The 22,522-nt window shown below is 69.8% G+C and carries 23 protein-coding genes; 13 read left to right on the top strand and 10 right to left on the bottom strand.

Annotation, left to right across the window (positions count from 1 at the left end; all coding sequences use genetic code 11):
- The first annotated feature begins 20 nt into the window (after positions 1-20).
- From purU to QTI33_RS13325, 4 genes are read left to right on the top strand one after another with little or no spacing between them, the layout of a single operon-like run.
- Positions 21-866, top strand: coding sequence for a formyltetrahydrofolate deformylase (purU, locus tag QTI33_RS13340; protein ID WP_286506484.1), 846 nt, complete (start codon positions 21-23; stop codon positions 864-866).
- Between the two features lie 20 nt (positions 867-886).
- Positions 887-1,243, top strand: coding sequence for a YgiW/YdeI family stress tolerance OB fold protein (locus tag QTI33_RS13335; RefSeq protein WP_286506483.1), 357 nt, complete (start codon positions 887-889; stop codon positions 1,241-1,243).
- A 12-nt stretch (positions 1,244-1,255) separates the two neighbouring features.
- Complete coding sequence (locus QTI33_RS13330; protein ID WP_286506482.1) at positions 1,256-1,606, top strand: CidA/LrgA family protein; 351 nt, start codon at positions 1,256-1,258, stop codon at positions 1,604-1,606.
- A gap of 4 nt (positions 1,607-1,610) precedes the next feature.
- Positions 1,611-2,336 carry an LrgB family protein gene (locus QTI33_RS13325; protein WP_286506480.1) on the top strand — a complete coding sequence of 242 codons (726 nt, stop codon included), beginning with the start codon at positions 1,611-1,613 and terminating at the stop codon, positions 2,334-2,336.
- Here the strand turns inward: QTI33_RS13325 and QTI33_RS13320 are convergent.
- The 4 genes from QTI33_RS13320 to QTI33_RS13305 all read right to left on the bottom strand — a co-directional run bounded on the left by QTI33_RS13320 (position 2,333) and on the right by QTI33_RS13305 (position 8,533).
- Positions 2,333-2,707, bottom strand: a complete 375-nt coding sequence (locus tag QTI33_RS13320) for a hypothetical protein (RefSeq protein WP_286506479.1) — start codon at positions 2,705-2,707, stop codon at positions 2,333-2,335. The genes QTI33_RS13325 and QTI33_RS13320 overlap by 4 nt on opposite strands.
- Positions 2,708-2,821: 114 nt before the next feature.
- Complete coding sequence (locus tag QTI33_RS13315; protein WP_286506478.1) at positions 2,822-3,562, bottom strand: SGNH/GDSL hydrolase family protein; 741 nt, start codon at positions 3,560-3,562, stop codon at positions 2,822-2,824.
- A 44-nt stretch (positions 3,563-3,606) separates the two neighbouring features.
- Positions 3,607-6,906, bottom strand: a complete 3,300-nt coding sequence (locus QTI33_RS13310; protein WP_286506476.1) for a carboxyl transferase domain-containing protein — start codon at positions 6,904-6,906, stop codon at positions 3,607-3,609.
- A 4-nt stretch (positions 6,907-6,910) separates the two neighbouring features.
- Positions 6,911-8,533, bottom strand: a complete 1,623-nt coding sequence (locus QTI33_RS13305) for an AMP-binding protein (protein WP_286506475.1) — start codon at positions 8,531-8,533, stop codon at positions 6,911-6,913.
- A 74-nt stretch (positions 8,534-8,607) separates the two neighbouring features.
- Between QTI33_RS13305 and QTI33_RS13300 the strand changes: the two genes are divergently transcribed.
- From QTI33_RS13300 to QTI33_RS13280, 5 genes are all read left to right on the top strand, one after another.
- Positions 8,608-9,300, top strand: coding sequence for a TetR/AcrR family transcriptional regulator (locus QTI33_RS13300; protein WP_286506474.1), 693 nt, complete (start codon positions 8,608-8,610; stop codon positions 9,298-9,300).
- Positions 9,301-9,341: 41 nt separating this feature from the next.
- Positions 9,342-10,589, top strand: coding sequence for a branched-chain amino acid ABC transporter substrate-binding protein (locus tag QTI33_RS13295; RefSeq protein ID WP_286506473.1), 1,248 nt, complete (start codon positions 9,342-9,344; stop codon positions 10,587-10,589).
- A 70-nt stretch (positions 10,590-10,659) separates the two neighbouring features.
- Positions 10,660-11,571, top strand: a complete 912-nt coding sequence (rocF, locus tag QTI33_RS13290) for an arginase (RefSeq protein WP_286506472.1) — start codon at positions 10,660-10,662, stop codon at positions 11,569-11,571.
- A gap of 112 nt (positions 11,572-11,683) precedes the next feature.
- Positions 11,684-11,905 carry a hypothetical protein gene (locus QTI33_RS13285; protein ID WP_286371041.1) on the top strand — a complete coding sequence of 74 codons (222 nt, stop codon included), beginning with the start codon at positions 11,684-11,686 and terminating at the stop codon, positions 11,903-11,905.
- Between the two features lie 124 nt (positions 11,906-12,029).
- On the top strand, positions 12,030-12,398 hold the full coding sequence (locus tag QTI33_RS13280; protein WP_286506471.1) for a response regulator: 369 nt from the start codon (positions 12,030-12,032) through the stop codon (positions 12,396-12,398).
- 12 nt (positions 12,399-12,410) lie between these two features.
- Here QTI33_RS13280 and QTI33_RS13275 read toward each other — a convergent pair whose 3' ends face one another.
- From QTI33_RS13275 to QTI33_RS13260, 4 genes are all read right to left on the bottom strand, one after another.
- Positions 12,411-13,043, bottom strand: a complete 633-nt coding sequence (locus tag QTI33_RS13275) for a DUF2242 domain-containing protein (protein WP_286506470.1) — start codon at positions 13,041-13,043, stop codon at positions 12,411-12,413.
- Positions 13,044-13,217: 174 nt separating this feature from the next.
- Positions 13,218-13,844 carry a nucleoside/nucleotide kinase family protein gene (locus tag QTI33_RS13270; protein WP_444814839.1) on the bottom strand — a complete coding sequence of 209 codons (627 nt, stop codon included), beginning with the start codon at positions 13,842-13,844 and terminating at the stop codon, positions 13,218-13,220.
- Positions 13,841-15,115: a Glu/Leu/Phe/Val family dehydrogenase gene (locus QTI33_RS13265; protein WP_286506469.1), complete on the bottom strand. Its 1,275-nt coding sequence runs from the start codon at positions 15,113-15,115 to the stop codon at positions 13,841-13,843. Before QTI33_RS13265 ends, QTI33_RS13270 begins: the two co-directional genes overlap by 4 nt.
- Positions 15,116-15,198: 83 nt before the next feature.
- On the bottom strand, positions 15,199-18,153 hold the full coding sequence (locus tag QTI33_RS13260) for an L-glutamate gamma-semialdehyde dehydrogenase (RefSeq protein ID WP_286506468.1): 2,955 nt from the start codon (positions 18,151-18,153) through the stop codon (positions 15,199-15,201).
- A 91-nt stretch (positions 18,154-18,244) separates the two neighbouring features.
- On the opposite strand from QTI33_RS13260, the gene QTI33_RS13255 reads away from it, so the two are divergent.
- Positions 18,245-18,727: an Lrp/AsnC ligand binding domain-containing protein gene (locus tag QTI33_RS13255; RefSeq protein ID WP_286506467.1), complete on the top strand. Its 483-nt coding sequence runs from the start codon at positions 18,245-18,247 to the stop codon at positions 18,725-18,727.
- On the opposite strand, the gene QTI33_RS13250 is transcribed toward QTI33_RS13255, so the two are convergent.
- Positions 18,724-19,629, bottom strand: a complete 906-nt coding sequence (locus QTI33_RS13250) for a LysR family transcriptional regulator (protein WP_286506844.1) — start codon at positions 19,627-19,629, stop codon at positions 18,724-18,726. The two genes, QTI33_RS13255 and QTI33_RS13250, sit on opposite strands and share 4 nt — an antisense overlap.
- A gap of 126 nt (positions 19,630-19,755) precedes the next feature.
- Between QTI33_RS13250 and QTI33_RS13245 the strand changes: the two genes are divergently transcribed.
- Positions 19,756-20,472, top strand: a complete 717-nt coding sequence (locus tag QTI33_RS13245; RefSeq protein ID WP_286506466.1) for an SDR family NAD(P)-dependent oxidoreductase — start codon at positions 19,756-19,758, stop codon at positions 20,470-20,472.
- A 6-nt stretch (positions 20,473-20,478) separates the two neighbouring features.
- Positions 20,479-20,697, top strand: coding sequence for a tautomerase family protein (locus QTI33_RS13240; RefSeq protein WP_286506465.1), 219 nt, complete (start codon positions 20,479-20,481; stop codon positions 20,695-20,697).
- 25 nt (positions 20,698-20,722) lie between these two features.
- On the opposite strand, the gene QTI33_RS13235 is transcribed toward QTI33_RS13240, so the two are convergent.
- A complete protein-coding gene (locus QTI33_RS13235) occupies positions 20,723-21,409 on the bottom strand; it encodes a YggS family pyridoxal phosphate-dependent enzyme (protein ID WP_286506464.1) in 687 nt (228 codons plus the stop codon).
- A gap of 39 nt (positions 21,410-21,448) precedes the next feature.
- Between QTI33_RS13235 and QTI33_RS13230 the strand changes: the two genes are divergently transcribed.
- Positions 21,449-22,492, top strand: coding sequence for a type IV pilus twitching motility protein PilT (locus tag QTI33_RS13230; protein WP_286506463.1), 1,044 nt, complete (start codon positions 21,449-21,451; stop codon positions 22,490-22,492).
- Positions 22,493-22,522 lie beyond the last annotated feature (30 nt).

Below are 22,522 nucleotides of genomic sequence, written 5' to 3'. Positions count from 1 at the left end.
CTGCGACAATGTGCGGCCTTATGAACCCCGCGTACATCCTCACCCTCTCCTGCCCCGACCGCACGGGCATCGTGCACGCCGTCTCCGGCTTCCTGCTCGAGCGCGGCGGCAACATCGAAGAAGCGGCGCAGTACAACGACCACGGCACCGGCCTGTTCTTCATGCGGGTGCGCTTCGCCTGCGAGCACGGGGAAGACGTCCTGCGCGGGCAGATCGCCGCCCTCGCGGCCGACTTCGGCATGCGCTGGAAGCTGCATGCCGCCGCCGAGCCGATGAAGACCGTGATCCTGGTCAGCAAGGAAGGCCACTGCCTGAACGACCTTCTGTTCCGCTGGAAAAGCGGCCTGCTGTCGATCGACGTCCGCGCCATCATCTCGAACCACCGCGACTTCTACCAGCTGGCGGCGAGCTACAACGTGCCCTTCCACCACATCCCGGTGACCACCGCGACCAAGGCGCAGGGCGAGGCCAGGCAACTCGAGATCATCGAGGCCGAAGGCGCCGACCTGGTGGTGCTGGCGCGCTACATGCAGATCCTCAGCAACGACCTGTGCGGCAAGCTGGCCGGCCGGGCGATCAACATCCACCATTCCTTCCTGCCGAGCTTCAAGGGCGCCAAGCCCTACTACCAGGCCCATGACCGCGGCGTGAAGCTGATCGGCGCCACCGCCCACTACGTGACGGCCGACCTCGACGAGGGTCCGATCATCGAGCAGGACGTGGAGCGCGCCGACCACACCGACACGGTCGAGGCCCTGACCGCCCGCGGCCGCGACACCGAGAGCCAGGTGCTGGCGCGCGCCGTCAAATGGCACAGCGAGCACCGGGTCTTGCTCAACGGCCACCGGACCGTGGTGTTCAAATGAGGCGACAAGGGAGCAGAAAAATGAAGTCTTCGTCGATCACCCTGCTCGCGGCCCTGGCCTTCTGCGCCACCGCGGGCGTGGCCAGCGCCCAGTACACGGGCCCCTCGGGCATCCGCCTGACGACCGTCGCCGAAGTGCTCAAGAACGGCAAGAACGACCAGCAGGTGATGCTGCAGGGCGTGCTGCTGAAGAAGCTCGGCCACGAGAAGTACGAGTTTTCCGATGGCACATCCGCCGTCCGGGTCGAGATCGACGACAAGATCTTCCCGCGCGAGCCCATCGACGAGAAGACCCGCGTCGAGATCGTCGGTGAAATCGAGAAGGACTTCATGACCTCGCCCGAGATCGACGTCGACGCCATCCGCCGCCTCCCCTGACGAGCTGCCGCGATGAAGGGTCTTCGGGGCATGGCCTGGCTGCTGGTGTTCCAGTCGGTCGGCGAACTGCTCTCGCGCGGCCTGTCGCTGCCGCTGCCGGGGCCGGTGCTCGGCATGATGCTGATGCTGGCCGGACTGCGCTTCGCGCTGGTGCGCGAGCCGGTGGCCGAATGCGCGGGCTTCCTGCTCGCCCACCTCTCGCTGCTGTTCGTGCCGGTCGGCGTCGGCGTCATGACGCACCTGGCGCTGCTCGGCCAGTATGGCGGGCGGATGCTGCTGGTCATCGCGCTGTCGACCTGGATCGGCCTCGCCGTGACCGCGCTGGTGCTCTACGGGCCCGACCGCCGCAAGAAGGAGGCCTAGCCGCATGCCGCGCTTCGTCGAGCTCTGGATCTACCTGTCGGCCACGCCCCTGTTCGGGCTGACCGCAACGCTGGTCGTCTACCTGCTGGCCAACGCCGCCTACAGCCGCGCCGGCGGTGCGCCCTGGGCCAATCCGGTGCTGTGGTCGGTGGTGGTGCTGGCCGGCGGCCTGCTGGCCACCCGGGTCGACTACCCGACCTACTTCGCCGGCGCCCAGTTCATCCATTTCCTGCTCGGCCCGGCCGTGGTCGCGCTGGCCTGGCCCCTGTGGCAGCGGCGCGCCGAACTGCGCGCGCGCTTCGGCCGGCTGCTGCTGGCTTCGCTGCTCGGGGGCGCCGCCGCCGGCGGCTCGGCCGTGGCACTGGGCTGGGCGGTGGGACTGCCGCACGACGTCGTGCTGTCGCTGGCGCCCAAGTCGGTGACCGCGCCGGTGGCGATGGGCATCTCGGAAAAGATCGGCGGCATTCCGGCGCTGTCGGCCGTGTTCGCCGTGCTCACCGGCATGATCGGCGCGCTGTCGGGCAAATACCTCTTCGATGCGCTGCGCATCGGCACCGACGCCACGGGCTTCGCGGCCCGCGGCTTCGGTCTCGGCACCGCGGCCCACGGCATCGGCGCGGCACGCGCCCTGCACGTCGATGCCGACGCCGGCGCCTATGCCGGGCTGGCGCTCGGCATGCAGGTCGTGCTGGCCGCCCTGCTGATGCCGCTGGTCTTCAAGCTGTTCTAGCTGCGGTTCGGGTTGTCCGGACGGCGATCGTGGTTGTTCGGCACGCCGTCGTGGTCACGGTCCCAGCCGCCGCCATGGTATTCCCAGCGGCCATCGCGTTGGTCCCATTGCGGCGCGCGATACGCATAGCCGTTGCGCGCGCGGATGTAGGTGCCCTTGTTCCACACATAGCGGTGGCCGTTCCACTCGTAATGGCCCGGCGCCCAAACGTAGCCCTGGCGCGGTGGCGGCACGTGTTCGGGACGCGGCGGCGGCGGTGCCACCCGGACCACCACACCCGGCTGCGCCTGCGCGGTGGCCGGCATCACGGCGGCACCGAGCGACAGCAGGGAGGCGGCACCGACGGCAAGGCTGACTGCAAGTTTTTTCATGAGGACTCCTTCGAGTTGTTGGAGCCTTCATCCTCCCTGCGCCATGTGAAGCTGTTGTAAGCCACGGACGAACTCTTGTGTAGAGGTGTGACGCCTGCGCTTGCCGCTGGAAGCCTATTTGCGCAGCGCCCGCAGATCGATCGCGTCCGCCATCGCGGCATAGCCGGCGTTGCCCGGATGGAGGTGGTCGCCGCTGTCGTAGGCGGCCTTCAGCACCTGGGGATCGGTGGGGTCGCGCATCGTGGCATCGAAGTCGACCACCGCCTCGACATGCCGACGGCTGCGGATCCAGCGGTTCACGGCATCGCGCCGCGACTCCTTTTCCTTGCTCCAGTAGGAGGAGCCCTTGAACGGCAGCAGCGTGCCGAGCAGCACCTTGACCCCGCGGGCGCGGGCCTGCTGGATCAGCTGCTCGAGGCCGGCCGTGATGTCCTCCGCCGCCGGCTGGCCCCGGATCGGGCCGGCCGCCCCCTCGGGCATGCTGAAGCCGATGTCGTTGATGCCGATCAGGATCACGACGTGGGTCAGGTCGCGCTGGCCAAGCACGTCCTGCGCGAAACGGGCGATGCCCTTGGTTCCGACGCCGTCGGCCAGCAGGCGATTGCCCGAGATGCCCGCGTTGACCACCGTGCGCGGTCCGGCATCGCCCGGCCGGGCCTGCAGACGCGCCGCGAGGCGATCGGGATAACGCACCGGACGCCCCGGCTCCTCCATCGCGCCGGCACCGGCAGTGATCGAATCGCCGAAGGCGACCACCACGCCGGCGTCGGCGGCCCAGGACGGGGCCGGCGCCTGCGTGGCTGCGAGCAGGGCGCCAACCCGCAGCAAGGCGCGCCGTCTTGAAAAGAGCTTCATGCGACGCGCAGTGTACGGATGCCGGGCCGAGCCCTCGCCGGCACCTACCAGGTGTCGACGTAGGCCAGCGCCGGCGCGCGCGGCGCCGACGCCGAAGCCAGCCCGCGCACCAGCCAGGCGCGCGTGTCGGCAGGGTCGATGACGGCGTCGATCTCGAGGGTCTGTGCCATGTGGATCGCCTCGCCGTTGGCGTACTGCTGCGCCACCAGCTCCTTGAACAGGGCGTCGCGCTCGGCGCCTTCAGCGGCGGCCTCGAGCTCCTTGCGGAAACCGAGCCGGACGGCGCCTTCGAGGCCCATGGCGCCGAACTCGCCGGTCGGCCAGGCGACCGTGAACACCGGCGCGTCGAAGCCGCCGGCCGTCATGGCCTGCGCGCCCAGGCCGTAGCCCTTGCGCAGCACCACCGCGAAATACGGCACGCGCAGGTGCGACGCCACCATGAACATGCGGCAGACATGGCGGACCTGCGCCTGGGCCTCGATCTCGGGGCCGACCATGAAGCCCGGCGTGTCGCACAGCGCCACCAGCGGCAGGCCGTGCGCGTTGCACAGCTGCATGAAGCGCGCGGCCTTGTCGGCCGCCTCGACGTCGATCGCGCCGCCCAGGTGGTGCGGGTTGTTGGCCAGCAGGCCGACCGGCTTGCCTTCGATGCGCGCCAGCGCGGTCACGATGCCGGCGCCGAAGCCGGCGCGCAGTTCGAGCAGCGAGCCGGTGTCGGCGACGCCGCGCATCGCGGCGCGCACGTCGTACACGCGCAGCCGGTTCTCGGGCACGGCATGCCGCAGCGCGCGCGGATCGGCGCACTGCCAATCGGCGGTCGCGCCCTGGAAGTACGACAGGTACTGCTTCGCGGCGGCCACGGCCCCGGCTTCGTCCTGGACCAGGATGTCGATCACGCCATTGCGCGACTGCACGCTGCTGGGACCGATCTGCTCGGGCGCGAAACTGCCCAGGCCGCCGCCCTCGATCATCGCCGGGCCGCTCATGCCGATGTTGCTGGCCTCGGTGGCGATGATGACGTCGGCGCAGCCGAGCAGCGCCGCATTGCCCGCGAAGCAGCGGCCGTGCACGATGCCGACCACCGGCACCTTGCCCGACAGCGCCGCGAACTGGCTGAAGGTGTGGTTGTTCAGGCCGGCCACGATGGGCATGTCGGTGTCGCCCGGCCGGCCGCCGCCGCCCTCGGCGAACAGCACCACCGGCAGGCGCAGCTGGTGGGCGATGCCGAGCATGCGGTCGGTCTTGTGGTGGTTGCGCATGCCCTGCGTGCCGGCCAGCACCGTGTAGTCGTAGGCCATCACCACGGCACGCGACTTCTCGGGGCCGAACGCTTTCGCGTTGATGCTGCCGATGCCGGTCACCATGCCGTCGGCCGGCGTGTTGGCAACCAGGTCCTCGAGCGTGCGACGGCGGGTCTGGGCGGCGATCGCGAGTGCGCCGTATTCGGTGAAGCTGCCGGCGTCGTCTGCCTGATCGCAAAGGTCGGCGATGTTGGCGCGCGCCGTGCGGCCGCCTTGTGCGTGGCGCTTGGCCACTGCGGCGGCGCGATTCGCATCGAGCGTCGGCGCGTGGCGGTCGATGACCTTCTGCAGGTCGGGACGGATCAGGCCGAGGTCGTGCGCGGCCTCGGCCTGGGCTTCGACGGCCTGCGCGTCGACGGCCTCGAGCCGCAGCAGCGATTGGCCTTCGACCAGGTAGTCGCCCGGCGCTGCCAGCAGCGCGACGACGCGGCCGGCGAAGGGCGCATGCAGCAGATGTTCCATCTTCATGGCTTCGAGCACGCCCAGTTGCGCACCCGCGGGCACGAGGTCGCCGACATCGACCTCGAACTGCACCAGCTTCGCGGGCATCGGTGCCTTGACCACCTGGGCATCGTCTTCGTCTGCCGGCACAACGGCATCGGCACGCCGGGGCGCGCTGGGCGCCATCTTCGCGTCCGCTGGATCGATGCGCCCGGCGGCGGCGAGCAGGTCGGCCAGGTGCGTCTCGACAAAGCGCGTGTGGACCGCCTGGGTGGCGAACTCGGGCCGCTCGGCGATCGCGCGCAGCAGCGGCAGATTGGTCGCGATGCCCTCGACGCGGCACTCCTCCAGCGCCCGCAGCGAGCGCCGCAGCGCGTCGGCGAAGCGCGGCGACGACGAATGAACGATCAGCTTGGCCAGCAGCGTGTCGTAGTGCGGCGAAGGCGCCAGCCCTGCGTAGCCATGGGTGTCGACGCGCACGCCGGGGCCGGCCGGCAGGTCGAAGCGCTCCAGCCGGCCGCCCGACGGCCGCGCCCGGCCTTCGGCATCGAGGGTCTCGGCATTGATGCGCCACTGCACGGCGAAGCCGCGCTGGGCCGCCGTGCGGTCGGCCTCGATCGCGAGGCCGGCCAGCGTCTCGCCGTTGGCGATGCCGATCTGCAGCTGGACCAGGTCGAGGCCGGTGACGGCTTCGGTCACGGTGTGCTCGACCTGCAGCCGGGGATTGGCTTCGATGAAGACGAAGGGCAGCGTCGTCGATCGCTCGTCGACCAGGAACTCGAAGGTGCCCAGGCCCTGGTAGCCGACCGTGCGGGCCATGCGCAGCGCGGCCTGCGTGACCTGCAGGCGCAATGCCTCGGGCAGCGAGGGGCTCGGTGCGATCTCGACCAGCTTCTGGAAGCGCCTCTGCAGCGTGCATTCGCGCTCGCCGAGGCTCGCGACCGCCTGCCCGTCGCCGAGGATCTGCACTTCGATGTGCCGCGCGTTGCGCATCAGGCGCTCGACGTAGACGCCGTCGACGCCGAAGGCGGCCCTGGCTTCCGAGGTGCATCGCGCATGCGCTTCGGGCAGGTCGGCCGCGTCCAGCACCGCGCGCATGCCGCGGCCGCCGCCGCCGCCGATGGCCTTGACCATGACGCCGGCGCCCTCGGCCTGCTGCGCCGCGAAGAAGGCCTGCGCCTCGGCCAGCGTCACCGCGCCGGCGCTGCCCGGCATCACCGGCACGTCGCAATCCTCGGCCAGGGCCCGCGCGCGGGCCTTGTCGCCGAACAGCGCGAGCTGCGCGGGGGTCGGGCCGATGAAGCGCAGGCCGGCATCGGCGCAGGCCTGCGCGAAGTCCGCCCGCTCGCTCAGGAAGCCGTAGCCCGGATGCACGCCGTCGCAGCCCTGGGCGCGGGCGATCGCGATCAATGCCGCGCCGTCGAGGTAGGCCGAAGGACCGGTGGCGTCGAGCGCCACGGCGCTGTCGGCGAGCTGCACGTGGAGGGCGTCGGCATCGTCCTTGGCATGCACCGCGACGCTCGCCAGCCCCAGGTCGCGCAGTGCGCGCGCGAGCCGCACCGCGATCTCGCCGCGGTTGGCAATCAGCACTTTGGTGAGCATCGGGTCAGTCTTTCAGCAAACGGCGCAGCACCTTGCCGGCACCGGTGGTGGGCAGGGCATCGATGAAGCGCACCGCGCGCGGTGCCTTGTAGCTCGCCATGTTGTCGCGCGACCAGGCCATCAGGGCATCGGCGTCGAGTTCGGCGCCGGGCTTGCGCACGATGAAGGCCTTGACCACCTCGCCCTTCTCGGCATCGGGCTGGGCGATGACCGCGGCCTGCGCCACGGCGGGATGCTTGATCAGGATGGTCTCGACCTCCTCGGGGAACACGCTGTAGCCCGAGACCTTGATCATCTCCTTGAAGCGGCCGATGAACGTGAGATAGCCTTCGGCATCGAGCTTGCCCATGTCGCCGGTGTGCACCCAGCCGTCGCGCAAGGTCGCCGCGGTGGCTTCGGGCTTGTTCCAGTAGCCCTTGAACGAGCCTGCGCTCGCCAGCACGATCTCGCCGATCTCGCCCGCGGCCTTGGCTTCGCCGGTGTCGCCGTCGATGATCCGGATCGTCACGCCCGGCACCGGGATGCCCTGGGTGCCCCAGCGCGGCGCGTGGTGCGGCGTGTAGGTGTCGCAGGTGTGGGTCTCGCTCAGGCCGTAGGCGGCCTCGAAGGAGCTGCAACGGGTCGCGAAGCCGCGCCATTGCTGCGCCAGCGCCTCGGTGAAGGCGATGCCGAAGCTGGTCACCGGATTCATCCGCAGGCTCGACAGGTCGAAGCCCGCGATGCCCTCGGCCTGCATGCAGGCGACGTTCATCGGCGCGATGCTGTACCACCAGCTGACCCGGTGGCGCGCGATCGCCTGCAGGGTCGCGCGCGGGTCGAAGCGGTGCAGCAGCACCGAGGTGGCGCCGGTGAGCACCGGCACGTTGACGCCCATCAACATGCCGGCGATGTGGTAGAGCGGCGCGATCGACAGCAGCACGTCGGTGCCGGTGACACCGTTGCAGTCGGCGGCGGCGCGGGTCTTGAAGAGGGCGTTGCCGTAGCTCAGCATCGCGCCCTTGGGCAGGCCGGTGGTGCCCGAGGTGTAGGTCATGAGCGCGACGTCGTCCAGCGAGAGCGAGACCGCCGCCGGCCGCGCGCCGCCCTGCATGACGGCCAGGAAGTCTTCGCAACCGTCCGGCACGGCACGGGGCTCCTTCGCCGCGGCGGCGAGCTCGGCCGGGAGATCGAGCGTCGGCGCCGCGGGCAGCAGGTCGGCGTAGTGCACCGCGAACACATGCGCCAGCGTGCTCGAGGCGCGCACCTTGTCGACCACCGGCAGCAGCGACGAGGCGGCGACGATCACGCGCGCCTTCAGGTCGCCGACCTGGTAGGCCAGCTCGTGCTCCTTGTTGAGCGGCCCGCTCGGGCAGACGATGGCGCCGATCTTCTGGATACCGAAATGCGCGACCAGGTATTGCGGGCAGTTGTTGAGGAACAGCACCACCGGCTCGCCCTTCTCCACGCCGATGGCCTGCAGCCTCGCGGCGAAGGCGTCGCTGGCGGCATCGAGTTGGGCGTAGCTCATCGCATGGCCATACCAGAGGCAGGCGGTGTGCCCGCCGCGCTCGCGCGCATGCGTGCGAAGGTACTCGTGCAGCGGCTGCTGCGGGCGGTCGGGAAGCTCGCGAAGGGGGCTTGTCTCCATGGCGTCAGTCTCTCAGGGTTATCGATGAACTCGGGTGCTTGCCAAGCCCGGCATGGTGCACCAAGATCCTACCCATGGGTATAACTTCGGCGACACCGCACAAACCCTCTGGCCGCGAGGAGGCTCCCCGGCCCCGCATCGACCTGCCGCAGGGCACCGGCCGGCAGCGCGCCGCCACGGCCGGCACCGACGTCCAGCGCGAGCGCATCCTGCAGGCGGCGGCGCAGCTGTTCGCCGCGCAGGGCTACGCCAACACCACGATGGCGCAGATCGTGCGCGCGCTCGACGTCACCAAGCCCTTCGTCTATTACTACTTCCGCGACAAGCAGGAGATCTTCGAGACGCTCTCGTGGCGGCCGGCGGTCGACTGCTTCACGTCCATGGACTTCGCGGCCGGCGACGAGCGCCGCGCGGTCGACAAGGTCAAGGAAGGCATCGAGCGGCTGATCCGCGCGACGGTGGCGCACCACCCCTGCGCCTTCTTCGCCTACAAGGAGCCGCAGGTCTACCGCCCGGAGTACATCGCGGCGCAGAAGAAGCTGGCCCATCACTTCTACGACCAGCTCTTTCCGCTGCTCGAGCAGGCCCGCAGCGACGGCGACCTCGATTTCGGCGAAACCAAGATCACCGCCTTCGCGGCGCTCAGCCTGCCCGGCTTCCTCTACAGCTGGTACCGGCCCGACGGCCGGCTCTCGCCCGACCAGGTGGTGGCCGAGCTGTCACGGCTGGCCTGGCGGGTGCTGGGCTTGCGCGAGCCCGGCGCCTGATCGCCGCGCCCTTTTCTTCTTCCCAACCACGGAGACCGTCCATGAAGTTCCCCTGCCTGCTCGCGCCCGTCGCGGCCGCGGCCCTGTTCGCCGCCGGCGCCGCCCAGGCCCAGCAGACCTACAAGATCGCCTACATCGATCCGCTCTCCGGTCCCTTCGCCAATGTCGGCGAGCTGATGCTCACCCACACCCAGTACGCGATCGAGGACATCAACGCCAAGGGCGGCGTGCTCGGCGGCACCAAGCTGCAGTTGCTTCAGTTCGACAGCAAGCTGTCGGCACAGGAAAGCCAGAGCGCGCTGCAGGCGGCCATCGACCAGGGGGCGCGCGCCATCGTCACCGGCGGCTCGGGCTCTTCGGTGGTGAGCGCGCTGGTGCAGGCGGTCAACCGCTGGAACCAGCGCAATCCGGGCCGCGAACTGCTGGTGCTGAACCACTCCTCGATCGACCCCGAGCTCACGGGCAAGGCCTGCAGCTTCTGGCACTTCCAGACCGACGCCAACACCGCGATGAAGATGAAGGCGATCGCCAACACCATCAAGAAGACGCCCGAGGTCAAGAAGATCTACCTGCTGAACCAGGACTACGCGCACGGCAAGCAGTGGGCCAGCTACGGGCGCCAGCTGGTCGGACTGGCCCGCCCCGACATCCAGTTCGTCGGCGAGACGCTGCACCCGATCGGCAAGGTCAAGGACTTCGCCCCCTACCTCGCCAACATCAAGCAGTCGGGCGCCGACTCGGTGATCACCGGCAACTGGGGCCAGGACATGACGCTGCTGCTCAAGGCGGCGGGCGATGCCGGCTACGACCTGCACTACTACAACCACAGCGCCGGCTCGGTGCCGGGCACGGTGCTGGCCGTGTCGCAGGCCAAGCTCGGGCAGCTCACCTGGGTCGCCGAGTGGCACCCGGGCCAGGCCGATTCGCCCAAGGTCGATGCGCTCGCCCGCAGCTACAAGGCCAAGAGCGGCAAGGACTTCCTGGCGCCGCGCATCGAGATGACGCCGCGCCTGCTGGCCGCGGCGATCAACAAGGCGGGCAGCACCGACACGGTCAAGGTGGCACGCGCCCTGGAAGACCTGAGCTTCGATTCGGTGGTCGGCCCGGTGCGCATGCGCGCCGAAGACCACCAGCTGCTGCTGCCGCAGGTGGTCAACACCATCGCACCGGTCGACGGCAAGGCGGTCAAGGTCGGCTGGGAAGGCACCCAGTACGGCTTCCGCACCGATGCCATCTACAGCGGCAACGAACTGGCCCAGGGCACCGACTGCAAGATGACGCGGCCGTAGCCGTCGCGGTTGCCGTTTGTCATGCCGGTGCGCTACCGTAGCGCCTGCACACGCAACTGGAGAGCCGCGCATGACCCGCACCCTTCGACTGATCGGCGCACCGACCGACATCGGCGCCAGCACCCGCGGCGCCGGCATGGGGCCCGACGCGCTGCGGGTGGCCGGGCTGGCCAACACGCTGGCCCGACTGGGCTTCGAGCTGATCGACGGCGGCAACCTGGCCGGGCCGGGCACGCCCTGGGAGACGCCGGCCGAGGGGCTGCACCATCTGCCCGAGGTGATCGCCTGGAACCGGCTGGTCTACGACGCCGTCGACCAGGCAATGGAGGCGAAACAACTGCCCATCCTGCTGGGCGGCGACCACTGCATCGCGGTCGGCTCGATCAGCGCGATCGCGCGCCACGTGCGCCAGCGGCGGCAGAAGCTGCGGGTGCTGTGGCTCGACGCCCATACCGACGTCAACACCGAAACCACCAGCCCGAGCGGCAACATGCATGGCATGCCGGTCTCCTGCCTGCTCGGCCACGGGCCGGCGGCGCTCACCGGCTGGAGCGGCGATGCGGCGGCGCTGGCGCACGACGCGATCCGCTTCCTGGGCATCCGCAGCGTCGACGCCGAAGAGAAGGCGGCCATCCGCGCGCTCGGCCTGGGCGTCTTCGACATGCGCCACATCGACGAGCACGGCATGCGCACCACGATGACCGAGGCGCTGCAGGACGTCGACGACGACACCCACCTGCACGTGAGCTTCGACCTCGACTGCCTCGACCCCGACTATGCGCCGGGCGTCGGCACCGGCGTGCGCGGCGGCCCGACCTGGCGCGAGATGCAGCTGTGCATGGAAATGATCGCCGACACCGGCCGGCTGGGCTCGCTCGACGTGGTCGAGCTCAACCCGGCGCTCGACGTGCGCAACCGGACGGCGGAAATCGCGGTCGAGCTGATCGAAAGCCTGTTCGGCAAGTCGACGCTGGTGCGCTGAGGCGGCCCGCCGGCGCAAAAAGCGGCGCTCCGTGACTTTTCTCCCTGCGCGCATTTGCAGCCTGGAACTACATTCTTAAGTATTCTTTTTGATACCGAGAAACAAGATGGGCGTGCGCAAGATTGGACTGCTGGTGGAACAACCGACGGACGGATCGTATTTCTGGGTGATCCACGAAGACGTCCGGCGCGACGGCCGCTTCGAGCCCCTGCACCGCGCCGAGCGTTCGTTCGCCACCTACTCGGCGGCCCTGGCGCAGGGCTACGGGGTGCTCCAGCGCCTCTGCGGGCTGAACGGCCTGCCGGCCTACGCCGCCCGCGCGGTCGCACTCTGACGGCAGCGCGACTCGGGCCGCTTTCCTACGCGCAAAGGCGCGTTCGCGGAAGTCCGCCGGGCGCCGGCCGTCGCTAGAGTCGTGGTCCCCCGGACAGAACACGACGATGCCTACCAACGGACCAATGACAGAGGAACATGCCAGGGGCCTGCGCGTGCTGGTGGTGGAAGACGATGCCGACACCTTGGCGGCCACCGTCGAGATGCTGCAGCTCCTGGGCCATTGGGCGACCGGCGTCCGCAGCGCCGAGAGCGCCAAGGACCGCTTCTACGACAAGGCCTTCGACATCCTGATGACCGACGTCGGGCTGCCGGCGCTGTCCGGCCTGGACCTGGCGGACATCCTGCGAACCCGCCACCAGCTCGACCGCCTGGGCGTGATCTTCGCCACCGGGCAGCCCCCGCCGGCGACGCCGATACCGGGCGCGCTGTGGCTGCAGAAGCCGTTCAGCGTCGAGCAGCTGGAAGCCGCCTTGGCCCGAAGCGCCGCCTGAGCGGATGGATCCTCAGCCCCGCGTCGGCGACGGCGGCACCGGCCGCAACGGCGCCTCGATCAGCGGCTGCGGCGTCACCACCGGCGAGGCCTCGGCCGGCCTGCCCTCGGCGGCGGCCGGCAGGAAGCGGTCGATCAGCGAGAAGAAGCGGTCGTAGAAGCGCTCGTCGGTCAGCGTTTCGCTCGCCACCTTGACCAGCGCATCGTCGCTCGAGCTGAACGGCAGCGACAGCGAGCCGATCGCGCCGACGCCCACGCTGGCCGAGTTGTTGGTCTTCTTCACCCCATAACGGTCCTGCAGCGCGCTGGCGAAGGCGATGGTGCTGCGCGCGCCATCGCCCCGATGGCCGTCGCGCGCGCAGACCACGCGGAACTCGACTTCGACGTGCACCTCTGACGCCGGCTGGAAGCTCTTGCGGCCGGTCACCAGGTCGGCGGTGCCCGCCGTGATCATGTAGCCCTGGCTCAGCAGCGCACGCCGCGCGGCCTCGCAGGTCTGCGCCTCGGTGGCGGGAAAGTTGCGCGTGTGGGTGGTGGTGGAGTCGAACTCCTCGGGCTCGTAGTAGACCCGGGTCGGCGAGCTGCAGCCGGCGATGAACAAGGACAGCAGCAGCGCGGCGGCGGCGCGGCAGGACGGAAGGCGCATGGCAGGCATGGAGTGGTCGAAGTGCGAATGATAGGCCGGCGCCTGGCCGCCCCAAGGCGGCCTGCGGCCCCCTTGGGGGCAGCGACACACGAAGTGAGGAGCGTGGGGGCAAGCTAGCAAGCCGGGGGAGCGCGGCCCGGCTTGGACATCGGCAGCGGCGCCGCGTTCCCCGGATCAATCGGCCAGACGAAGTATGTGATGCGCCCGTGGCCGCGTGGCGGCGATCCGCCTCGCATTGGGCTCGTCGGTCTGCGCCACCCAGGCCTGCGCCGCCTCCGGGCTGCGGCCGAACTGCTGGTGGCGCCGCAGCAGGCGCTCGATGCGCAACCCGTCGTCGACCTCCACGTACCAGACCTCGTCGAGCAGCGGCGCCACCCCGGCCCAGGGGCCCTCGTCCAGCAGCAGGTAGTTGCCCTCGGTGATGACCAGCGGTGTGTCGGGCCGCACCGCGATCGCGCCGGCGACCGGCTCCTCCAACTCGCGCCGGAACTCCGGCGCATAGACGGTCTCGCCGGCCGGCTGGCTGCGCAGGCGCCGCAGCAGCGCCACGTAGCCGGCGCTGTCGAAGGTGTCGGGCGCGCCCTTGCGCCCGGCGCGGCCGAGCCGCCGAAGCTCGGCATTGGCGAGGTGGAAGCCGTCCATCGGCACGACCTGGGCACGGCCCGGCAAGGCGTCGAGCAGCGCCTGCGCCACGGTCGACTTGCCCGAGCCGGGCGCGCCGACCAGCCCGAGCAGCTTGCGCCGCCCGTCGGCCAGCAGGGCCTCGAGGCGCGCCTGTTCGGCCGCGGGCAAGCCGGTCACGGGTACAGGCCACGCTCCTGGCGCGCCATCAGGATCCGCTCGCAGGCCACCGCGTAGGTGGCGGTGCGCAGCGTGATCTTGTGGCGGTCGGCGGTGTCCCAGATGTTGTTGAGCGCATTCATCATGATGCGGTCGAGCCGCACGTTGATCTCGTCCTCGTCCCAGAAGAAGGAGGAGAAGTCCTGCACCCACTCGAAGTAGCTGACCGTCACGCCGCCGGCGTTGCAGATCACGTCGGGCACCACCAGCACGCCGCGCTCGGCCAGGATGTCGTCGGCGGTCGGCACGGTCGGGCCGTTCGCGCCTTCGAGCACCAGCCGGGCCTTGGTCTTCTGGGCCCGTTCGGCCGTGATCTGGCCTTCGAGCGCGGCCGGGATCAGGATGTCGCAGGCCACTTTCCAGAAGTCCTCGTTGTCGATCACCTCCCCGCCCTTGAAGCTCACGGCGCCGCCCTCGGTGCGCGAGGCCGGCACCAGCCCGGCCAGGTCGAGACCGTTCTCGTTGACGATGGTCCCCGTGTGGTCCTGCACCGCGACGATCTTGGCGCCGGCCTCGGCGAACAGCTCGGCCGCCACCGAACCCACGTTGCCGAAGCCCTGCACCGCGATGCGGGCGCCGCGCAGGTCGAGCCCGAGCCGGCGCGCCGCCTCGCGGCCGGTCACGAAGACGCCGCGGCCGGTGGCCTTGACCCGGCCCAGCGAGCCGCCCAGGTGCAGCGGCTTGCCGGTGACGACGCCGGTGGCGGTGCCGCCGACGTTCATCGAATAGGTGTCCATCATCCAGGCCATGATCTGGGCGTTGGTGTTGACGTCGGGCGCCGGGATGTCGGAATGCGGGCCGATGATGATGCCTATCTCGCTGGTGTAGCGGCGCGTGACCTTTTCCAGCTCCTTCATCGACAGCTTCTTGGGGTCGACCCGGATGCCGCCCTTCGCACCGCCGTACGGCAGGTTGACCGCCGCGGTCTTGACCGTCATCCAGGCCGAGAGGGCCATCACTTCCTCGAGCGTCACGTCGGGGTGGAAGCGCACGCCGCCCTTGCCCGGGCCGCGGGACATGTTGTGCTGCACCCGGAAGCCTTCGAAGTGGGCGATGGAGCCGTCGTCCATCTCGATCGGCACGTCGACGATCAGCGCGCGCTTCGGGCGCTTGAGCGTCTCGGCCCAGCGGGCCAGTCCGCCCAGGTAGGGGACGACGCGATCCACTTGCGACAGGTAGGTGCCCCACGGGCTGTTGGCGGTCGGCTGGACGTAGGAGAGTTCGGAGCTCATGGCGATCCTTGTGTTGAACGGACAGGCGCCACGATAGTCCTGGTGCGCCCGTCGCGCCATGCCTATGCGCGTTGCTTTGGCGGTTATGCGATGGCGGCAAGCAGCGCCGCGTTGCCGCCCGCGGCGGTGGTGTTGATGGTGAGCGTCTGCTCCGCGCAGAAGCGAAGCAGGTAGTGCGGGCCGCCCGCCTTCGGGCCGGTCCCGCTGAGCCCCTCGCCGCCGAAGGGCTGGACGCCGACGACCGCCCCGATGATGTTGCGGTTGACGTAGACGTTGCCCACATGGGCGCGCGCCGCCAGCGCCAGGGCCCGGCTGTCGATGCGGGTCTGGATGCCCAGCGTGAGCCCGAAACCCAGCCGGTTGACGGCGTCGATCACGGCCTGGGGCTCGCCCGACCAGCGCACCACCTGCAGCACCGGGCCGAAGATCTCGTCGCTGACCCGGTCGATGGCCGGCAGCTCGTAGGCGTGCGGCGGGACCAGGTTCTCGACCCCGGGCGTGGCGTCGGCCGGCGCGACCAGCACGGTGGCTTGCGCATCGAGCCGCCGCAGATGCCGCCGGATGTTCTCGAAGGCCTCGCGGTCGATGACCGGCCCGACGTCGGTGGCCAGCGCCGCCGGATCGCCGGCGGCCAGTTCCCTGGCCGCGCCCCGGATCATCTCGATCACCGGGTCGGCGATCTGCGCGTGCACCAGCAGCAGCCGCAGTGCCGAACAGCGCTGGCCGGCCGAGCGGAAGGCGCTCTGCACCACGGCATCGACCACCTGCTCGGGCAGCGCGCTGGAGTCGACCAGCATCGCGTTGATGCCGCCGGTCTCGGCGATCAGCGGCACGATCGGGCCGTCCTTGGCCGCCAGCGCACGGTGGATGACCTTCGCCACCTGGGTCGAGCCGGTGAACACCACGCCGGCCACGCCGGGCGCCGCGACCAGCGCGGCACCGACGGTCTCGCCCGGCCCGTGCAGCAGTTGCAGGGCCTCGGCCGGCACGCCGGCGGCATGCAGCAGCCGCACCGCTGCCAGCGCGACCGCCGGCGTCTGTTCGGCCGGCTTGGCCAGCACCGTGTTGCCGGTCGCCAGCGCCGCCGCCACCTGGCCCAGGAAGATCGCCAGCGGGAAGTTCCAAGGACTGATGCAGACCCAGGGGCCGCGGCCGGTGAGGCGCAGCTCGTTGCTCTCGCCGGTCGGCCCGGGCAGGGCGACAGGCTGCATCAGCCGCTCGGCCTCGTCGGCGTAGTAGCGCAGGAAATCGACCGCTTCGCGCACCTCGGCCACCGCGTCGCCCCAGGTCTTGAAGGCCTCCTTGACCAGCAGGGCGCAGAAGCGCGGCAGTTCGGCCTGCAGCGCGTCGGCCGCATGGCGCAGCACGGCGGCGCGGCGGACGACCGGGGTCCGTGTCCAGCTGCCGTAGGCCCCGGCCGCGGCGGCGACGGCCGCCTCGACGCGCTGGGCGTCGAACTCCGGCACCGCCGGCACCATCGTGGCCGCAAGGGCCGCCAGCAGCGGCGCGCGCATGGCCTCGACCGCCAGGTCGACGCCGCCGCTGTTGCGCCGTGCCGGCGCCGGGCCGTAGAGCTCGGGCGGCAGCGGCAGCGAGGCATGGCGGTCGAGCCACAGCGGCGACACCAGCAGCGCGTCCATGCCGACCGATTCGTCGCCCAGCTGGTTCACGAAGGACGAGTTGGCGCCGTTCTCGAGCAGCCGGCGTACCAGGTAGGCCAGCAGGTCCTCGTGGCGGCCGACCGGTGCGTAGACACGCACCGGCACGGTGGTGCTCTTCATCACCTCCCGGTAGATGCCTTCGCCCATGCCGTGCAGCCGCTGCAGCTCGAACGGCGTGTCGCCCGCCATCCGCAGGATGGCAGCGATGGTGCCCGCGTTGTGCGTCGCGAACTGCGGGTAGATCGCATCCGGCACCGCGAGCAGCGCCCGCGCGCAGGCCAGGTAGCTGAGGTCGGTGTGGTGCTTGTGCGTGAAGACCGGGTAGTACGGCAGCCCGAGTTCCTGCGCCCGCTTGATCTCGGCGTCCCAGTAGGCGCCCTTGACCAGCCGGCACATCAGCCGCAGCCGGTGCTTGCGGGCGATCCCGGCGACGTGCTCGATCAGTTCCAGTGCCCGCGTCTGGTAGGCCTGCAGCGCCAGCCCGAAGCCGCGCCACTGCGGCTTCTCGGCCGCCACCTGTTCGGCCAGCGCCTCGAAGACGTCGAGCGAGAGTTCGAGCCGGTCGACCTCCTCGGCATCGATCGTGAGGTTGAGCCGGGCGTCGGCCGCCAGCAGGCACAGCTGCCAGACGCGCGGCACCAGCTCGCGCATCACGCGCGCGTGCTGGGCGTCTTCATAGCGCGGATGCAGCGCGCTGAGCTTGATCGAGATGCCGTCGTTGTGCTCGGGCGTGCCGTCAGGGTCGGCGCCGGCGGCGATCGAGCGGATCGCGTTGACGTAGCTGTCGAGATAGCGCAGCGCATCGGCGTCGGTGCGCGCGCCCTCGCCCAGCATGTCGTAGCTGAAGCGCAGCGCGGAGTGCTTCCTGTGGGCCGAGCGGGCCTCGGCCATGCCCTCCTCGATGGTCTGGCCGAGCACGAACTGGCGGCCCAGCAGCTGTACCGCACGCAGGGTCGCGGCGACCACGGTGCGGGCGCCGAGCCTGGCCATCAGGCCCGGCTCGGCCTCCTGGCCGGGCAGGAACTTCTTCGACAGCGCGATCGCCGTGGACGACAGCCGCGCCAGGGTCGAGTCGGCGCTGCCGTCGAAATGGGCGCGCCCGAGCTGGTCGGCGGTCAGGGCGATCGCGGTCTCGGCGTCGGGCACCCGCAGCAGCGCCTCGGCCAGCCGCATCAGGGCCAGGCCCTCGGCGCTCGAGATCGGGTATTCGTGCAGCAGGCTCTCCATGGCCCAGAACGGCGGCGGGCTGTGGCGCACCGCGCGCACCCAGGGTGTGGCGAGGGGCACGATGGCCGCCCAGTCGAGGGCGCCCTTCAGCGCGGCGAGGCGGTGCGAGACGACGTCGGCTTCGGGCCGGTAGGGGCTGGGCAGGCGCATGGCGAACTCCGGTGATCCAATGCCTGCGATGCTCCCCCTTCCTTCGCCGAGTTATTCACCAAAATTCAATCATGGACCGGATAATTCGCTAGTGACGAATGAATCAACCACCGATCTCGACCGCATCGACATGAAAATCCTGAAGGTTCTTCAGGAAGACGGCCGCATCTCGAACCTCAAGCTGGCCGAGGCCGTGGCGCTGTCGCCGACCGCCGTGCTGGCCCGGGTGCAGCGCCTGGCGCGCGACGGCTTCATCCTCGGCTACGAGGCCCGGCTCGATCCGCACAAGCTGGGCCGCGGCTTCACCGTCTTCGTCGAGGTGCTGCTCGACCGCACCACGCCCAACGTCTTCGACGAATTCAAGGCCGCGGTGCAGGTGCGCGAGGAGATCATGGAATGCCACATGGTCGCGGGCGGCTTCGACTACCTGCTCAAGACCCGCATGGCCGACATGGCGGCCTACCGCGACTTCGCCGGCACGGTGCTGTGGCAGCTGCCCGGGGTGCGCGAGACGCGCACCTATGCGGTGATGGAGGAAGTGAAGAGCAGCGCGCGGATCCCGCTGCCGGGCTAAGGCCGGCCGAGCAGGAAGTCGACGAACACGCGCACCCGCAGCGGCACGAAGCGCCGGTGCGGATACAACAGGCTGTGCGGCCGCGAACGGCCGCCGAAGTCCTGCAGCAGCTCCACCAGCCGGCCTGCGCGCAGGTCCTCCTCGACGACGAAGCGATAGGCCTGGAACACGCCGGCGCCATGCCGCGCCAGGGTGGCGCCGGCGGTCACGTCGTCCGAACACGCATAGCCGCCGGCGGTCTGCAGCTCGAGCTCCTGGCCGTCGCGCCGAAACAGCCACGGAATGGCGCGCCCGCTGCTGGGCAGCTCGAACTGGATGCATTCGTGGGCCTGCAGCTGGTCGAGGGTCGACGGCGTGCCGTGGCGCCGCAGGTAGTCGGGCGAAGCGACGACCACCAGCGGCGTGTCCTCCAGATGGCGCGAGACCAGGCTCGAGTCGGCGGTCGCGCGCGCCCGTATCGCCAGGTCGTAGCCCTCCTCCGCGAAGTCGATGTTGCGGTTGCTGACGTTGACCTCGACCTTCACGGCCGGAAAGCGCTCGCGGAAGGCGGGCAGCAGCGGCAGCAGGCGGTAGTGGCCGTAGGTGGTCGGGGCACTGATGCGCAGCAGGCCGGACGGCGCAAGCTGGTGGCCGGAGGCCACCCGCTCGGCTTCGACCAGCTGGTTCAGGGCTTGCCGGCACTGCTCGAAATACCCGCGCCCGGCCTCGGTCAGACGCATCTGGCGCGTCGTCCGCGTGAAGAGCCGCACGCCCAGCCGCTCCTCCAGCCGCGAGACCGAACGGCTCACGGCCGCTGGGGTCACCGAAGCGGTCGCCGCCGCGGCCGTGAAGCTGCCCTGCTCGGCGGCGAGGCAGAACAGTTCGATGCTGCCCAGCATCACGTCGTCGAATTGTCGATTGATGGCATGTCGGTCCGTGGATGCATTGATTGATTCATTACATCATGTATTTGTAGATGTACATTGCAGATGGTTTATTCATCCAAACAACATCAATAAAGTCGAGTCCTCACTTCAAAAGGATTCGTCATGACAGAAAGCAATTCCAAGGTCGCCGTCATCACAGGCGCCTCCAGCGGCATCGGCGCGGCGCTGGTCAAGGCCTACCGCCAGGCCGGCTTCCGGGTCGTCGCCAACTCGCGGTCGATCGCCGCCAGCGCCGATCCGGGCGTGCTGGCGATCGCCGGCGACGTCGCGGACCCCGCAACGGCCGCGCGGATCTTCAGCGAGGGCGTGGACCGCTTCGGCCGCATCGACACGCTGGTCAACAACGCCGGCATCTTCACGGCCAAGCCGTTCACCGCGTTCACCAGCGAGGACTGGGCGGCGAACATCGGCACCAACCTCGCGAGCTTCTTCCACATCAGCCAGCTGGCCGTGGAGCGGATGGAAGCCCAGGGCTCGGGCCACATCGTCCAGATCACGACCAGCCTGGCCGACCAGCCGATCAACGGCGTGCCGTCGGTGCTGGCGTCGCTGACCAAGGGCGGCCTGAACGCCGCCACCAAGTCGCTGGCCATCGAGTACGCGTCGCGCGGCATTCGCGTGAACGCGGTCTCGCCCGGCATCGTCAAGACGCCGATGCATCCGCCCGAGACCCATGGCGCGCTCAGCGGCCTGCATCCGCTGGGCCGCATGGGTGAAATGGAGGAGATCGTCGACGCGGTGCTGTTCCTCGAGAACGCGAAGTTCGTGACCGGCGAGATCCTTCACGTCGACGGCGGGCAGGCCGCAGGCCACTGGTGATCCGCCATGCCCTACATCAAGATCGAGATCACGCGCGAAGGCGTGACCCAGGAACAGAAGAAGCAGCTGATCGCCGGCGCCACCGAGCTGATGGTGCGCGTGCTCGACAAGGAGCCGGCCAGCACTTTCGTCGTGATCGATGAAGTGGAGCTCGACAACTGGGGGGTGGGCGGCCGGCCCGTGGTCGAGTGGCGGCGCGAGCAGGCCGCGGCCCGGGGCGGCTGAGGGGGATCGAGGCCGGCGCCGCGCCTCAGCGCTGGCCGAAGATCGCCGTCCCGATCCGGACCATCGTGCTGCCCGCCGCCACCGCGGCCTCGAGGTCGGCGGACATCCCCAGCGACAGGGTGTCGACCTCGATCCCCGCCCCCCGGATCTGCTCGAAAACGGCCAGCGAGCGCAGGAAAAGCGCCCGCTGCGAATCGAAATCGGGCGCAGGCTCCGGGATCGCCATCAGCCCGCGCAGCCGCAAACGTGGCAAAGCCGCCACGGCCTGCGCCAGCGCCAGCGCGTCTTCGGGCGCCACGCCGGACTTGTTGGCGCCGCCATCCACGTTGACCTGCAGGCAGACCTGAAGCGGCGACAGGTGCGACGGCCGCTGCTCGGCCAGGCGCTCGGCGATCTTCAGCCGGTCGATGCCGTGCACCCAGTCGAAATGCTCGGCCACCACCCGCGTCTTGTTGCTCTGCAGGGGGCCGATGCAGTGCCATTCGAGTTCCGCGCGCAGGTCGGCCAGGGCCTCGATCTTGGCCACGCCCTCCTGCACATAGTTCTCGCCGAAGGCCCGCTGGGCGGCCGCATGCGCCGCGCGCACCGCGTCGGCATCGAAGGTCTTGGACACCGCGAGCAAGCGCACGCTCGCCGGATCGCGCCCGGCGGCCGTGCAGGCCGTCACGATCCGGGTCCGAACTTGCTGGAGCTTGTCGCCAATCATCGTCATAATCTTCAAAGTCGTATCAAAACGTCACCGAGGAACTGCGTGGACATTACCCAACTGCTCGCCTTCAGCGTCAAGAACAAGGCGTCCGACCTGCACCTCTCGGCCGGGCTGCCGCCCATGATCCGGGTCCACGGCGACGTGCGCCGCATCAATGTCGACGCGCTCGATCACAAGGCCGTGCACGCCATGGTGTACGACATCATGAGCGACACGCACCGCAAGCACTACGAAGAGTTCCTGGAAGTCGACTTCTCGTTCGAGATCGACGGCCTGGCGCGCTTCCGCGTCAACGCCTTCAACCAGTCGCGCGGCGCGGCGGCGGTGTTCCGGACCATTCCGTCCAAGATCCTCACGCTCGAGCAGCTCAACGCACCGAAGATTTTCGGCGATCTGGCGCTCAAGCCGCGTGGCCTGGTGCTGGTCACGGGCCCGACCGGCTCGGGCAAGTCGACCACCCTGGCGGCGATGATCAACTTCCTCAACGAGACCGAGTACGGCCACATCCTCACGGTCGAGGACCCGATCGAATTCGTCCACGACTCCAAGAAGTGCCTGATCAACCAGCGCGAGGTCGGGCCGATGACGCTGTCCTTCGCCAACGCGCTGCGCTCGGCGCTGCGCGAGGACCCGGACGCGATCCTGGTCGGCGAAATGCGCGACCTCGAAACCATCCGCCTGGCGATGACCGCCGCCGAGACCGGCCATCTGGTGTTCGGCACCCTGCACACCTCGTCGGCGGCCAAGACCATCGACCGGATCATCGACGTCTTCCCCGGCGAGGAGAAGGAAATGATCCGCGCCATGCTGTCGGAGTCGCTGCAGGCCGTGATCTCGCAGACGCTGTGCAAGACCAAGGACGGCCAGGGCCGCGTGGCGGCGCACGAGATCATGCTGGGCACGCCCGCCATCCGCAACCTGATCCGCGAGGGCAAGGTGGCGCAGATGTATTCGTCGATCCAGACCGGCAGCGGCCAGGGCATGCAGACGCTCGACCAGAATCTGACCGACCTGGTGAGGCGCAGTGTCATTTCCGCCGCCGAAGCGCGCGGAAAGGCCAAGATACCCGAGAATTTCCCCGGCTGACCCAGCCCTTTCGCAGCCGCACCGGAGCAC

Origin of the sequence: Variovorax davisae, from assembly GCF_030316845.1 — a bacterium.
Lineage (GTDB): Bacteria > Pseudomonadota > Gammaproteobacteria > Burkholderiales > Burkholderiaceae_C > Variovorax > Variovorax davisae.
This window is presented reverse-complemented; position numbering and strand designations above follow the sequence as displayed.